General features: G+C 73.2%; 12 protein-coding genes. 7 read left to right on the top strand and 5 right to left on the bottom strand.

Annotation, left to right across the window (positions count from 1 at the left end):
- Position 1: 1 nt before the first annotated feature.
- On the bottom strand, positions 2-682 hold the full coding sequence (gene mtrA, locus RI211_RS06375) for an MtrAB system response regulator MtrA (protein WP_025103044.1): 681 nt from the start codon (positions 680-682) through the stop codon (positions 2-4).
- 95 nt (positions 683-777) lie between these two features.
- Here mtrA and RI211_RS06370 point away from each other — a divergent pair, with 95 nt between their 5' ends.
- The 5 genes from RI211_RS06370 (at position 778) to RI211_RS06350 (ending at position 6239) form a co-directional block, all read left to right on the top strand.
- Positions 778-2088: a glycerophosphoryl diester phosphodiesterase membrane domain-containing protein gene (locus RI211_RS06370; RefSeq protein ID WP_315637109.1), complete on the top strand. Its 1311-nt coding sequence runs from the start codon at positions 778-780 to the stop codon at positions 2086-2088.
- Positions 2085-2726 carry a DUF4129 domain-containing protein gene (locus RI211_RS06365; protein ID WP_315637110.1) on the top strand — a complete coding sequence of 214 codons (642 nt, stop codon included), beginning with the start codon at positions 2085-2087 and terminating at the stop codon, positions 2724-2726. The genes RI211_RS06370 and RI211_RS06365 overlap by 4 nt, the downstream gene beginning before the upstream one ends.
- A complete protein-coding gene (locus tag RI211_RS06360) occupies positions 2723-3910 on the top strand; it encodes a DUF4350 domain-containing protein (protein WP_315637111.1) in 1188 nt (395 codons plus the stop codon). The genes RI211_RS06365 and RI211_RS06360 overlap by 4 nt, the downstream gene beginning before the upstream one ends.
- A gap of 97 nt (positions 3911-4007) precedes the next feature.
- Positions 4008-4931, top strand: a complete 924-nt coding sequence (locus RI211_RS06355) for an AAA family ATPase (RefSeq protein WP_315637170.1) — start codon at positions 4008-4010, stop codon at positions 4929-4931.
- Positions 4932-6239 (top strand): DUF58 domain-containing protein, encoded by a 1308-nt coding sequence (locus tag RI211_RS06350; protein WP_315637112.1) that lies wholly within the window; start codon positions 4932-4934, stop codon positions 6237-6239.
- A gap of 16 nt (positions 6240-6255) precedes the next feature.
- Here RI211_RS06350 and RI211_RS06345 read toward each other — a convergent pair whose 3' ends face one another.
- Positions 6256-7248, bottom strand: coding sequence for a stage II sporulation protein M (locus tag RI211_RS06345; RefSeq protein ID WP_315637113.1), 993 nt, complete (start codon positions 7246-7248; stop codon positions 6256-6258).
- A gap of 16 nt (positions 7249-7264) precedes the next feature.
- On the opposite strand from RI211_RS06345, the gene RI211_RS06340 reads away from it, so the two are divergent.
- On the top strand, positions 7265-8074 hold the full coding sequence (locus RI211_RS06340; protein ID WP_187663722.1) for an RDD family protein: 810 nt from the start codon (positions 7265-7267) through the stop codon (positions 8072-8074).
- A 21-nt stretch (positions 8075-8095) separates the two neighbouring features.
- On the opposite strand, the gene RI211_RS06335 is transcribed toward RI211_RS06340, so the two are convergent.
- Positions 8096-8302 carry a DUF3499 family protein gene (locus RI211_RS06335; RefSeq protein ID WP_025103036.1) on the bottom strand — a complete coding sequence of 69 codons (207 nt, stop codon included), beginning with the start codon at positions 8300-8302 and terminating at the stop codon, positions 8096-8098.
- A gap of 78 nt (positions 8303-8380) precedes the next feature.
- Here RI211_RS06335 and RI211_RS06330 point away from each other — a divergent pair, with 78 nt between their 5' ends.
- Positions 8381-8806 carry a hypothetical protein gene (locus RI211_RS06330; protein ID WP_259953229.1) on the top strand — a complete coding sequence of 142 codons (426 nt, stop codon included), beginning with the start codon at positions 8381-8383 and terminating at the stop codon, positions 8804-8806.
- Positions 8807-8815: 9 nt separating this feature from the next.
- Here RI211_RS06330 and RI211_RS06325 read toward each other — a convergent pair whose 3' ends face one another.
- Complete coding sequence (locus RI211_RS06325) at positions 8816-10198, bottom strand: DUF5719 family protein (protein ID WP_315637114.1); 1383 nt, start codon at positions 10196-10198, stop codon at positions 8816-8818.
- Positions 10195-13236, bottom strand: coding sequence for a glycosyltransferase (locus RI211_RS06320; protein WP_315637115.1), 3042 nt, complete (start codon positions 13234-13236; stop codon positions 10195-10197). Before RI211_RS06320 ends, RI211_RS06325 begins: the two co-directional genes overlap by 4 nt.
- Positions 13237-13290: the final 54 nt, after the last annotated feature.

The raw sequence follows: 13290 nt of genomic DNA, 5'->3' as shown, positions 1-13290 counted from the left end.
CCTAGGTGACGCTGCCGGCGCGGTAGCCGACGCCGCGGACCGTCATGACGATCTTGGGGTTGTCCGGGTCGAGCTCGACCTTCGCCCGCAGCCGCTGCACGTGAACGTTCACGAGCCGGGTGTCCGCCTTGTAGTGGTAGCCCCAGACCTGTTCGAGGAGCATCTCGCGGGAGAACACCTGCTGCGGCTTGGAGGCGAGGGCCACGAGGAGCTGGAACTCGAGCGGCGTGAGGGCGATCGGGGTCGTCCCGCGGCGCACCTCGTGCGCGTCCACGTCGACGGTGAGATCGCCGATCCGCAGCTGCTCGCTGGAGGCCTGCGGCGTCGGGCGCAGCCGGGTGCGGATGCGGGCCACGAGCTCCTTCGGGTTGAACGGCTTGACCATGTAGTCGTCGGCGCCGACCTCGAGGCCGCGGACGACGTCCGCCGTGTCGCTGCGCGCCGTCAGCATGATGATCGGCACGCCCGACTCGGCGCGGATGCGCGTGCAGATCTCGATGCCGTCCATTCCGGGGAGCATCAGGTCCAGGAGCACCAGGTCGGGGCGCTGCGCGCGCCACTCGTCGACCGCGCGCGCACCGTCCGCGCAGAACACCGGCTCGAATCCCTCGGTGCGCAGCACGATGCCGATCATCTCGGCGAGCGCGGTGTCGTCGTCGACCACAAGGATGCGTGAGGTCATAACTGTTACCTTATGGCACCGAGTCCCGCCCTCCGCAGGTCTGCGCCTCAGTGCCCGGATATGACACGATGGGAGCGCACGACGGAGGGAGGCCCGTGAGCGGCCAGACGTGGACCCCAGCTCCCCGGAAGGGCATCATCCCCCTTCATCCGCTGACGTTCGGCATGCTGCTGGGCAAGGCCTTCGCGGCGCTGCGGCACAACCCGAAGGTCCTGTTCGGGTTCGCCGTCGTCATCCAGCTCATCGTCGTCGTCGCCACCGCCGGGGTGATGGGGCTCGTCCTGTTCTCGACGTTCTCCCGGCTGGAGACGGTCTCCCCCTCCTCCCCCGACTTCGAGGCCGTGTTCGCCGGCACGATCGCCATCAACCTCATCGCCGGCCTCGTCGTCGGGCTCGCCTCCGTCGCGTTCACCGCGATCATGCAGGGGGTGGTGGCCGCCGAGGTCGGCTACGCGACGGTCGGCGTCAAGGCCACGCTGCGGATGCTGTGGCGCCGCATGGCCCCGGCCTTCTGGCGGCTCGCCGGCTTCGCCTCCCTCTCCGTGCTCGCGCTCTTCGGCGGCCTCGCGATCGTCGCGGCCGTCATCGCCGCTCTCATCGCCGGCGGTCTCGGGGGCACCCCGGAGATGATCGGCATCGTCGTGCTCGTCGTGGTGCTCCTGGCCCTGGCGGCGATCCCGCTCACGGTCTGGCTGTCGACCAAGCTGCTGCTCGTCCCGTCGATCCTCGTGCTGGAGCGGGCCCGCTTCCGGGAGGCGTTCGTGCGGTCGTGGCGCCTGACCCGCGGCCGGTTCTGGGTCGCGTTCGGCGTGACCTTCCTCATCAGCCTCATCATGGGCCTGGCGATGCAGGTGGTCAGCATCCCGACCGCCATGTTCTCCTCGTTCCTCGGGACGGTCATCGCTCCGACCGGGTCCAGCGAGCCGAGCGCCGTCATCGCGTACGTCTTCGCCCTCCTCGCCCCGCAGGTGCTGCTGCTGATCCTGCAGGCGATCACCATCGTCGTGCAGAGCACCGGCGGCGTGCTCGTCTACCTCGACTGCCGGATGCGCTACGAGGGACTCGACCAGACGCTCCTCTCCCACGTGGAGCGCCGCGACCTCGGTGTGCCGGAAGACCAGCTCGGCGACCCGTTCGCGATCGATCCCGCCCGTGCGGTCACCAGCGCTCCCCCGCCCCGGCAGGTGCCGGAGCACGTGATGATGTCCCAGGGCTACGGCTCCCCGGCGTATGGCGGGCCCCCCGTGGCGCCGATGCCGTTCCCGGGGGCGGCGGGTCCTCTCCCGACCTCTCCCGCGCCGACCGCGTTCGCCCCTCCGCCGCCGCCCGCACCGGCCCCTCCCGCCCCGCCGTCCGCCGAGGACGCAGCCGGATGGACGGCGCCGGGCAGCACCCCGCCGTCATGATGCGACGGTTCGACGACGTCTTCGTCCCGGACGGGGACGAAGCGCGACGCTGGGCCGAGGAGGAGCTGTCCAATCCGCGGTACGCGGACGCGAAGCCCACGTGGTTCGACCTGCTCGCCCGCGACGTGATGCGCTTCCTCGCCGATCTCTTCAGCGGGGAGAACGGGGCGAGCGTCGGCCCGACCGCACTCATCGTGGTCACGGTGCTCATCGCCGCGGCTCTGGTCACCGCGCTGATCGTGTGGGGACGCCCCCGACGCTCGAGAGCGATCCGGCGCGCGCACGGCGACCTCCTCGGCGCCGCCGACGACCGCAGCGCGGCACAGCTCCGCGCCGACGCCGAGCGCAGCGCACGCCAGAGCGACTGGGACGCCGCGGTCGTGCTCCGCTACCGCGCGATCGCCCGCAGCCTGCTCGAGCGCGACCTCATCGATCCGGCGCCCGGAGCGACGGCGCAGTCCCTCGCCCGCTCCGCGAGCGCGGTCTTCACCGACGAGGCGGACGCCCTGCGGCGGGCCGCCGCGTCCTTCGACGACGTGCGCTACCTACGGCATCCCGCCACGGAGGACGACTACCGGCACCTCGCCGCGATGGACGAGCGCCTCCGCGCCCACCGCCCCGAGGGGGTGCCCGCGTGACGACGATCGCATCGGACGAGATCGCCGTCGACACCACCGCCGAGCGCCCGCGGCGTCGGACCGCCTCTCTCCTCGGGTGGCTCCTCGTCGCGGCGCTCGTGGTCGCGGTCGCCCTCGCAGCCTCCCAACTCGCGGCGAGCGGCCCCGGCGCGCGGGGCACCCTCGATCCGGAGAGCCGGTCCGGCACCGGCGCCCTGGCCCTGGCCGAGCTGCTGCGGGACCAGGGAGTCGAGGTCGAGGTCGTCCGCTCGCGGACCGCGGCAGCCGCCGCCCTCGACGAGGACACCACGCTGGCCCTGACCAACCCCTACACGCTCTCCGACGACGCCCTGGCGGATCTCCTCGCGCCGGCCGACCGCGTCGTCTTCCTCTCCACAGGCACGCATCTGCTGGCCGAACTCGCGATCGGCGAGAACGCGTCGGGTTCGGCCGCGCCGAGAACAGCCACCTGCGCGGTCCCCGAGTTCGCCGAAGTCGGCGCCATCCGCCCTGATCGGCTCTTCTCCCCCGCAGACGACGTGACCGGGTGCTTCGGCGAGGACGATGCCGCGGCCGTGCTCGTCGACGAGAGGGATGGGTACCGCGCGGTGGTCGAGGGTGTGAAGCTGTTCAGCAACGCGGCCCTCGCCGAGGACGGCAACGCCGCGCTCGGACTCGCCCTGCTCGGGCAGACCGACCGGGTCGTCTGGTACGTCCCGTCGTTCGAGGACACCGACATCGAGGGCACCACCCCCGACACGCTCGGGAGCCTCACCCCGGACTGGGTCACCCCGGCGATCCTGCTGCTGCTCGCCGCGGGCCTGGCCGTCGCGCTCGCCCGCGGCCGACGTTTCGGCCCGCTCGTGGCCGAGACCCTTCCGGTGACCGTCCGCGCGTCGGAGACGATGCACGGACGTGCGCGACTGACGGCCAGGGCCGCGGACGCCCCGCACGCCGCGGACGCGCTGCGGGAGGGCACCCGGAGGCGACTGGCCCGACGACTCGGGTTGGCTGTGCGCGCGGACGCGGACGAGATCGCCGACGCCGCCGCCGACCGTCTCCGGATCCCGCGCGGCACGCTGCAGAGCCTGCTGTCGGGACCTCCGCCCACCGACGACGCCGCCCTCGTCGCGCTCGCCCGTCGCCTCGACGAGCTCGAGACCGCCGTGGAGACGAGCGCGCAGTCCCCGCGGAGCGGCACATGACCATCCGTCCGCCCCACACCCCTTTCCCGACCGAAGCCGAGGAGACCCCGTGACCGACGAGAACAGTCCCGCCGACGACGCCGCGCTGCGACAGGCCATGCACCGCGTCCGCACCGAGGTCGACAAGGCGGTGGTCGGCCAGGCCGGCACGGTCACCGGCCTGCTCGTGTCGCTCCTGGCGCGCGGCCATGTGCTGCTGGAGGGTGTTCCCGGCGTGGCGAAGACCCTGGTCGTGCGGTCGTTCGCCCGGGCTCTCGGGCTCGACACCAAACGCGTCCAGTTCACGCCCGACCTGATGCCCGGCGACGTCACGGGGTCCCTCGTCTACGACGCCAGGACCGGGGAGTTCGACTTCCGCGCGGGACCCGTGTTCACGCACATCCTGCTTGCGGACGAGATCAACCGCACGCCCCCGAAGACCCAGGCGGCGCTCCTGGAGGCGATGGAGGAGCGACAGGTCTCCGCGGACGGCGTCAGTCGCGCGCTGCCCGACCCGTTCCTCGTCGCCGCGACGCAGAACCCCGTCGAGCACGAGGGGACGTACTCTCTGCCCGAAGCCCAACTCGACCGCTTCCTGATGAAGCTCGTCGTCGGCATGCCGGAACGCGATGCCGAGGTGTCCGTGCTCCGGCGCCATGCACACGGCTTCTCGCCGCGCGAGCTCACGGGTGTGGAGGCCGTGATCGGCGCCGACGAGATCCGCGCAGCCCAGCGGGCCGCCGCCCGGGTCGAGGTGACCGACGACGTGCTCGGCTACGTGGTCGACCTGGCCCGCGCGACCCGCCACTCCCCCTCCGTCGAGCTCGGGGCGAGCCCCCGCGCCTCGACGGGACTGCTCGCCGCGGCCAAGGCCTGGGCCTGGCTCAACGCCTCCACCGCCGTGACGCCGGACCACGTGCAGACGATGCTCGTCCCGGTCTGGCGGCATCGTCTCCAGCTCCGTCCTGACGCGCAGATGGAGGGCGTGTCCGCGGACGCCGTGCTGACATCCGTGGTGCAGCAGACCCGGGTGCCGATCTAGGTGTTCGTCTCGGGCCGTCTCGCCGTCGCCCTCGCCGTCGGCATCGTGCCGCTGGTCCTCACCGGGCTGGCGGGGTTTCCGCCGTATGCGGTGCTGGGCGGGTGGATCGGGCTGTGCCTCCTCCTCGTGGCCGTCGACGTCGTCCTGGCCGGCGACCCGCGCGCGGCGACCGTCACCCGTCGCGTCCCGTCGCGCGCCCGGCTCGGCGAGCAGGTGCCGGTCAGCGTGGCGGTGCAGAACCGGGGGACGCGGACGCTCGACGTCCTGCTCCGCGACGCGTGGCAGCCCACCGCGGGAGCGCCGTCGGAACGGCAGCACCTGCGCATTCCGCCCGGGGAACGGCGGCGCGTGGACATCCCTCTCCGCCCCAGACGCCGTGGCGAGCTCGTCAGCGCCTTCGTCGTGCTTCGTTCCCGCGGTCCCCTGGGGATCGCCGGCCGACAGGCACAGCACCCGGTCCGCGGCGCGATCCGTGTGCTGCCCGCCTTCTCCTCGCGCAAGCATCTGCCTTCGCGGCTGGCGCGGCTGCGGGAGCTCGACGGGAACACCAGCATCCAGGTCCGGGGACAGGGCACCGAGTTCGACTCCCTGCGCGAGTATGTGCGAGGGGACGACGTCCGCTCCATCGACTGGCGGGCGACGGCACGAGCGGGGACGACGATGCTGCGCACCTGGCGCCCCGAGCGCGACCGGCATGTGGTCCTCATCGTCGACACCGGGCGCACGGCCGCAGCCCGGGTGGGCGACGGCACACGACTCGACGCGGCGCTGGAGGCCGCGCTCCTGCTCTCCGCGCTCGCGGCACGGGCAGGCGACCACGTGCACCTGCTCATGCACGACAGGGTGACCAGGGCACGGGTGACCGGGGTGGACGGCGCGGCGCTCCTGCCGGCTCTCACCGACGCCATGGCTCCGGTGCACGCCCGCCTCGTCGACACCGATTGGCATGGGGCCTTCGCGGCGGTGCGGACGCTGACCACGCGTCCCTCTCTTCTCGTCGTGCTCACGGCGCAGGACGCCGCCGAGTCGGCACGGGGCTTCCTCGGCGCCTTCCCCGACGCCTCACGGGCCATGACGGTGCTGGTCGGATCGGTGACGGACGACGGCGTCGCCGCCCTCACCCGCGCGCGGGAGTCCCGGGAGGACGTCTATCTCGCCGCCGCCGCCGAGCGCACGCTCCGGGACGCCGAGAACGTCGCGGACGCGATCCGCCGAGCCGGTGGCGAAGCCATCGCCGCGGACCCCGAGGACCTCCCGCCGCGGATCGCCGACCGCTACCTCGAGCTCAAGGCGGCGGGGCGGCTCTGACGGCGGTCGCCGTGCCTCAGCCCGCCACGAGCCGCGGCGTACCGGACTCGTACTCGACGAGGTCACCGGTCTCGCCGCGGCGATAGGCGCGTCGGCCGATCACGAGCATGTAGATGAGGAAGACCGCGAGGGCCGCGGCACCGATGCCGATCTTGACCGGCCAGGGCAGTGCCCATCCGGTGACGAACCCCTCGACCAGCCCGGAGAGGAAGAGCGCGAAGACGAGCCCGAGGGCGACGGTGGCCAGCGCCCTGCCCTCCTCCGCGAGCGCCTCGCCGCGGGTGCGGTGGCCCGGCGCGACCCAGGCCCAGAACATGTGCAGGCCGGCGGCCGCGGCGACGAAGATGCACGTCATCTCCAGCATGCCGTGGGGAAGGATGTACAGGACCATGAGGTCGGCCTTGTCGTGGATCGCCATGATCGCCCCCGACGTGCCCAGCCCCATGGCGTTCTGCACGAGCATGTAGACGGGCCAGATGCCGGTCACCCCGAACAGCACGCACTGCATCGCGATCCAGGCATTGTTCGTCCAGACCATCCCCATGAACACCGCTGCCGGGTTCTCGGTGTAATACCCGGTGAAGCTCTCGTCGGCGTACTGCTCCAAGGCGTCCGGTGGACCGAGCGTGGCGACGAGCGCCGGGTCACCGGCGATCCACGCGGCCGTGCCGACGGCGACCGCCACGAAGGCGAGCGCGATGACCAGGGTCGTCCGACGCAGGCGGTAGAGCGCCGCGGGGAGCTGGAGGCGGAAGAACCGCGACGTCTGGGTGAGGATGCTGTCCGCGGCCCCCGTGAGCCGGAGCCGCGCACGCACGAGGATCGTGGAGAGGTAGGCGCCCTGCGGGGACTCCCCGACCGACGTCTTCAGTTCCGCGAGGTCGGCCGATGCGGCACGGTAGCGCACGATGAGCTCGTCGACACCGGCACCGTCCAGGCGGGCCCGGCTGAGGGTGTCCAGCCGTTCCCATTCGGACCGGCGCGCATCGGTGAGGGCATCGGCATCCACCTGATTTACTGTACTCATGTCCGCGCAGATCGACGTCTCCGACGAGGTGCTCTCCGGCGAGGCGGTCGCGATCGACGTCCAGCCGGTGGGGTTCCTCCTCCGGGCGGCCGGGGCCGTCATCGACATGCTGCTGGGCTACGCCGTCTTCGTCGGGTCGATCTTCCTTCGCATCTGGCTTCTCGACATCGGCGTGCTCGACACCGCCACCGACCGCATCGCCCTCGTGGCCTCCCTCGTCATCAGCTTCGTGATCCTGCCGATCACGATGGAGGTGGCGCTGAAGGGACGCAGCCTCGGAAAGCTCGCCGTCGGCGGCAGGATCGTACGGATGGACGGCGGAGCGGCCGGGTTCCGCCACGCGTTCATCCGCGCCCTGCTCGGCGTCCTCGAGATCTATCTCACCTTCGGCGGCCTCGCCGTCCTGGTCGGGGCCTTCACGGCGCGTTCCCAGCGCCTCGGCGACCTCGTCGCCGGCACGTACAGCCAGCGGGTGCGCACCCCGCAGCTGGTCACGCTCGCGCCGACGCTGCCTCCGGCGCTGACGGCATGGGCGCAGGTCGCCGACGTGGCGCGGCTTCCTGATCGGCTCGCCCGCCGCATCTCCCAGTTCCTCGTGAGCGCCCCGCGCATGCTCCCGGCTGCTCGGGAACGCGTGGCCCGCGACCTGCTCGCCGAGGCCGCACCCTTCATCTCCCCCGTACCGGCGGCGCCGCCCGAGCTCGTGCTGGTCGGCGTCACCGTCCTCCGGCGCGAGCGCGAACGCCGCGCGCTGGACAACGCGGATCGACGTGCGGAGCGACTGACGGGTCGCCGTCTGGGCGCCTGACCACCTCGCCGGTCGCGTCGGTCAGGCGCGCAGGGCCTCGTGGCGGACGACCAGCCATCCCGCAGGGACGGAGAGGCGGTCCGCATGCGGCGCACAGAGGTCGTGCGCCTGCGGATCGTTCGCCGCACCGAGCGGCCCGAGCGCGGCCATCTGATCCCCGTAGTCATACGTGAGGGTGGCCACGGCCTCGCGCGCGCAGCCGACCTTCGAGCACAGTCGTCCGTCCATCTCCGTCAGCGTACGGCGCCTCCCGGCTGCGGCGGGGCTGCCGCGCCGGGAGCCGCCACAGCGCCTAGACTTTTCGGCATGCCCCGTCGCCGTTCCGTCCCCGCCGCCGCCGCTCGCCGCGGTGCCAGGCACGGCCGGCACGGTCGTCTCGGACGCAGCGAAGTCGTGAAGCCGCCGCTTGCTCCGTTGGACGGGCGCATCGATCGCTTCGACCTCACCGTGGGCACAGCGGTCGAGTTCCTGCGCGGGACGTGGCCGGAACTCCAGGACGTCCGATTCGAGATCGGCGCGCTGCCGACGTATGACGCCGACGGCGAGGTGCCGCGCTGGCACCTCGACCGCGATCAGCGGAGGATCGTCCTCTTCCGGATCCCGATCGAGCGGCTGCTCCCGCCGGGACACGACGACGCCGCGCATCGACGGATGGCGATCGAGAGTGCCGTCTTCCGTGCGGCGGCGGAGTACGTCGGCCGGGAGCCGTGGGATCTGGGCCACGACCGCTGACCCCGCCCGTCAGGGGTAGACGGTGATCGTCGCCTCGACCCCCGGCGAGGGCGGGACCGGAACCACGGCAAGGGCGCCGGGCGCCGTCATCGCGACGGCGGCGTGCACCTCTCCCTCCGGACGGAGCACGTAGGTCGTGTCCGCTGCGACGTCGAGGCCACGGGTCTCCCCCGCCGGGATGACGATCTCCTGCGGCGAGCCCCCGTCGATGGTCGAGAGGGAGACGGTGGTCTCCTCGTCGGACGTGTTGGCCAGCTGCAGCCGCGGGGACGGACCGGACGGCACGGCGAAGGCGACCTCCGCGTCGATCTCCGGTGCGGGGGTGACCCACGCGAAATCGGAGTCCGCTCCGAAGCCGTCCTGCTGCCGCACCCCGGCGACGACGGGGGCATCGGACTCGATCTCCACGGTGTAGGTCCCCGGCTCGAGACCGCTGAGCGAGACCTGCGCGGGCTCGTCGGCGGTGAGCGGCACCGTGAACGCGTCCAGACCGGCACCACCGCCCTCGGCGGTCACACGGACCTCGGCGAGCGCGTCCGCTCCGGGCGCGAGCAGACGCAGCACCGTCATGTCGCCCTGGTCCCCTGCTGCCGCGAAGGCCTGCACACCGGGGAGCACGACGTGCTGCTGCGGGCCCGACACCGCTTCCTGCTGGTCGGCCCCGACCGGGTCGAGCACCTGCATCAGCGCCGACTGCAGAACGGCGCGGACGGGCGCTCCGACCGCACTCACCTTGACGACGGGGACGTCGTTGCCCGCAGCGATGGACGTCAGCGGCAGTGCCGTCTGCGTGCGCGGCGGGACGATGACCGTCCGTCCGCCGCGGGCCGATCCGTAGACCGCGAGCGTCACGGTCGCGGGGACGTCGGCTGTGTTCGCGAGGAGGACGACGTCCTCGGCTCCGGTGCCCACGGACCCGCCGACGAGCCACGACTCGAGCCGAGGCACTCCGCAGGGTGAGGCGGCGAAGCCGGCGAGGTCCTCCGCGGCGAGAGTCGACGACTCGGCGCCGGCGATGAGCGGTGCTGACCGCCCCTCGACGGGTCCGGTGAGCACCGGCACCTCCTGCCCGTCCACGAGGTCCGGCACCGCGAGCCCCGTCTGCGACGGGACGCCGTTCGTGCCTCCCGCTGTGAGCTCGGGGGTCGCCGCCCGGCGCATCTCCGACGGCGCGGCCGTGTTGCGACCGAGCGCGCGGAAGTCGCCCGCGCACACCAGGACGCTGTCTCCGGGGAGCGGGGTCACCCGCTCCTGCGCCGGCTCGTGCGTGACAGTCGGCCAGGGGGCGTGCACGGCGGTCGCGACGCCCAGCACACAGGCGGCGGCGACCACGACGCCGGTGACGACCCGTGCGCTGGTCGCAGCGACGCGGAACGCGCGAGTGCCCGTCATCGGTGGTCCTCCTCGGAGCTGGTGCTTCCCTGGTGGTCGGCGGACGGGACATCCGGCCGGTCCTCCTCGCCGTCCGCCGTCGGGCGGGGGTCTGCACCGTCGTCAGCGGGTTCGGCGTCGGCGATCGGGGCGAGTGCCTCGTCGGCGAGCGCGGGTTCGTCCTGCGGGTCCTCGACGGTACCGACCGGCGGCACGACGGCCGCGTCCGGCACCGAGTCCTCCGCGTGGCGTGGCAGGACCAGAGGTTCCTCCGGCGCCCTGCCGACGATCCTCGACTGCGCTCTGGCGGCCCGACGCGACGCGCGCGTCGGGATGGACAGGAGCAGCGCGGCGAGCACGACGAGGAGCTGCAGCGTCACGACGACCCTGGCGGTCCCCTCCTGCGTCGCGCTCAGCGCTGCCGGCTCCGCCGGCTCGCCCTCGAGGCGCCAGAGGACCCCGCGGTCCGTCGAACCGGCCTGCACGAGGCCCGCCCGCTGGTCGATCGCGGCGACGGAGGCCGTGCGCAGGGTGCGTGCGCGATCCCCTTCGCCCGGTACCTCGGCGAGGAGGACGTAGCTGATCCCCTGCGCGAGGAGCTGCGCCGGCGCGTCGAAGTCGCGGGCGGAGATGAGATCGACGGCGAGGACGGCGAGGTCCGTCCCCTGCGGTTCGACCGCCGTGGAGAGCATCGTCGTCTGCGCTCCCAGGGTCTCGCTCGCGCCGCGCACCACCTCGACGGCGAGACCGCCGTCGTTCTGCGGCGTGAGGATGAGAGTGGAGATCGGACGGTCCCCGGCCGCCTGCGCACGCACGTAGGCGGGCAGCGTGGATTCGGGGCCGTTGGTCAGCGCGGAACGGTCGCCGTGGAACGCGGTGAGGGCGGGGACCGCGCACACCACCAGCGCGAGGGCGGCCAGTCCCGTGGCGGCCACGCGCAGTCGGGGAAGCGTGAGCGCCGTGTCCAGCGTGATCGTCGCCGCGCCGACGACGCCGATCCAGGCGAGGCTCAGACCGGTGCCCGGCCAGAGCGGGACCGCGGTCGCTCCTGCGGAGGCGACGCTGACACCGACGGCGAGGAACGCCGTGGCGAGGCCGCTGAGCGCGACGACCAGCAGGGTGATCCCCGCACGCCACCGGGGCGAGACGGCGGATCCCAGTGCGAGCAGCGCGAGCGGCGCGCACAGCAGCGCCGCCCAGGTGCCGGGAAGGACGGTCGCCCACCCTGCCAGATCGCTCGTGGGGAAGCCACCGGCGATCGCCAGGCGACCGGCGGCGTCGGCGGCCGCCTGCGGCCCGAGCCACGTCCGTCCGGGATCGGCGAGCAGACCGAGGGCCGTGCCGTGGGCGAGCTGCCAGAAGATCAGAGGAGCGAACAGCGCCGCGGTCGGCAGCGGGAGCCAGAGCAGGCGGCCGGCCCCGCGGAACTGCGCCGTTCCCAGCACGATCCCCAGAGCCACGACCCACAGCACCGCGAGCGCCGGAGCGAGGACCGGCGCGCAGGCGACGACCGCCGCCAGGAGCAGGGACGCGCTTCCGGCCGCGCCCCAGGAACGGTGGGCGACCACCGCCGAGTGGAACAGCCACGGGAGCAGCAGGTGGACGAGCACGGCGGAAGGCCGACCGTCCACGAGTGCGGTGAGGAACGTCGGCGCGAGCGCCCACGCGATACCGGCGAAGATGCGCAGGCCGGCTCGGTCGGTGACGCGGGTCGCGGCGAACCATCCCCCGAGGACAGCGAGCGGCAGTGCGAGGATCCACAGCAGCACCATCGCGAAGGACGGCGCCCCGGGCCACAGCGAGCCCAGCACCGCGATGATCGCGGCGAACGGGTCCGCAGGGCCGACGAGGTCGATGCCGAGCCCGCGCATCCCCCACGCTGCGTCCTGCCATAGCGCGCCGACGGTCTCGCGCAGGGGCAGGAGGCCCCCGCCCCCCAGCGCCGGCCAGGCGAGGAGGCTGGTGAAGGAGGCGATGCTCACGACGAGCGCGGCCAGCACCGCCCAGGCCCCACCCCCGGAGAAGAAGCGGAGCTCGCTGACGGCACCGTGTTCGCTGCCATGACCGTCGTCGAGCCGACGCCGCAGCTGCACGGGGGTGACCCGCAACGGGGCGATGCTCGCCCAGGTGGAGGATCGGAACGAGCGGATACGGGCGCGCGATCGCGCCACGGCGCCGAAGCGGGTCATCGCGAGGAGAGCCGCGCCCCACTCCGGGAGCACCGCCTCGGGCCGCTTGCCGATGAGATGGGTCAGGGAACGCCACAGCGCGAGTGGCAGGAAGGTCAGCCAGTGCAGCGGCACGGCGGCCGCGGGCGCATAGGCGAGGCGCCGATGCAGCTGGGCGAGACGGGTGACGAATGCCCTCCGGGCTCGTCCTGCCGGCAGCGCCGCCGGGCCATCCGGGGCCGCGGAGACCCTCGCAGCCGGGGCGAGCACCACACGCCCGCCTCCGAGTCGTGCGCGGACGCCGAGGTCGAGGCCCTCGTCGGCACCGCCGAGGGCGGGGTCCGGCCGCAGCGCGTCGCGCACCTCGCCGCGGATGAGCAGGCCGCGGATGTCCGCCCCGAGGGCGTCGTCCATCCGGTCGTGCTGTCCCTGGTCCAGCTCCCCGGCGGCCAGCTCGACAGAGCGGCCGAAGGTGGTCATGCTCACGCCGAGGGAGACGATCTCGCGCTCGTTGTCGGTGGCCACGAGCTTCGGAGCGACGATCGCCGCGGACGGGGAACGCTCCAACATGCCCGTGAGCCGTTCCAGCGCCCGCGGGTGCGGCGCGGTGTCCTGCGCGAGGATCCAGATCGCCGATCCGTCGAGGACGCGTGGGCGCGCCAGCTCGAGGGCCTCGGCGAACGAGGTCGACGACCGCGCCTCGATGATGCCCTCGACGGTGGCGGCGACGGCGTCGCTCTCCCGTGCTGTGGTGGCGTCGCCGCAGATGATCAGCGTGACGGCCGCGGGCGGGAGCGACTGGGAACGGACGGCGTCGAGCGTGCGGAGGAGCTGGGCGCGGGCGGAGGGGCCGGGGCGCGCGACGATGAGGGCATGAACTCGGGCTGGCATGACGTGGTCAGCCTATGCGGGGCGTCTGTCCAGGAAGCGCACCGCTCCCGGCGC

Origin of the sequence: Microbacterium meiriae, assembly GCF_032364335.1 — a bacterium.
Lineage (GTDB): Bacteria > Actinomycetota > Actinomycetes > Actinomycetales > Microbacteriaceae > Microbacterium > Microbacterium meiriae.
This window is presented reverse-complemented; position numbering and strand designations above follow the sequence as displayed.

Excerpts from the sequence above, each read along its gene's own strand:
- RI211_RS06335 (WP_025103036.1), bottom strand. The coding sequence starts at position 8,302 with ATGGACGGACGACTGTGCTCGAAGGTCGGCTGCGCGCGCGAGGCCGTG.
- RI211_RS06340 (WP_187663722.1), top strand. The coding sequence starts at position 7,265 with ATGTCCGCGCAGATCGACGTCTCCGACGAGGTGCTCTCCGGCGAGGCG.
- RI211_RS06325 (WP_315637114.1), bottom strand. The coding sequence starts at position 10,198 with ATGACGGGCACTCGCGCGTTCCGCGTCGCTGCGACCAGCGCACGGGTC.
- RI211_RS06355 (WP_315637170.1), top strand. The coding sequence starts at position 4,008 with ATGCACCGCGTCCGCACCGAGGTCGACAAGGCGGTGGTCGGCCAGGCC.
- RI211_RS06330 (WP_259953229.1), top strand. The coding sequence starts at position 8,381 with ATGCCCCGTCGCCGTTCCGTCCCCGCCGCCGCCGCTCGCCGCGGTGCC.
- RI211_RS06320 (WP_315637115.1), bottom strand. The coding sequence starts at position 13,236 with ATGCCAGCCCGAGTTCATGCCCTCATCGTCGCGCGCCCCGGCCCCTCC.
- mtrA (WP_025103044.1), bottom strand. The coding sequence starts at position 682 with ATGACCTCACGCATCCTTGTGGTCGACGACGACACCGCGCTCGCCGAG.
- RI211_RS06365 (WP_315637110.1), top strand. The coding sequence starts at position 2,085 with ATGATGCGACGGTTCGACGACGTCTTCGTCCCGGACGGGGACGAAGCG.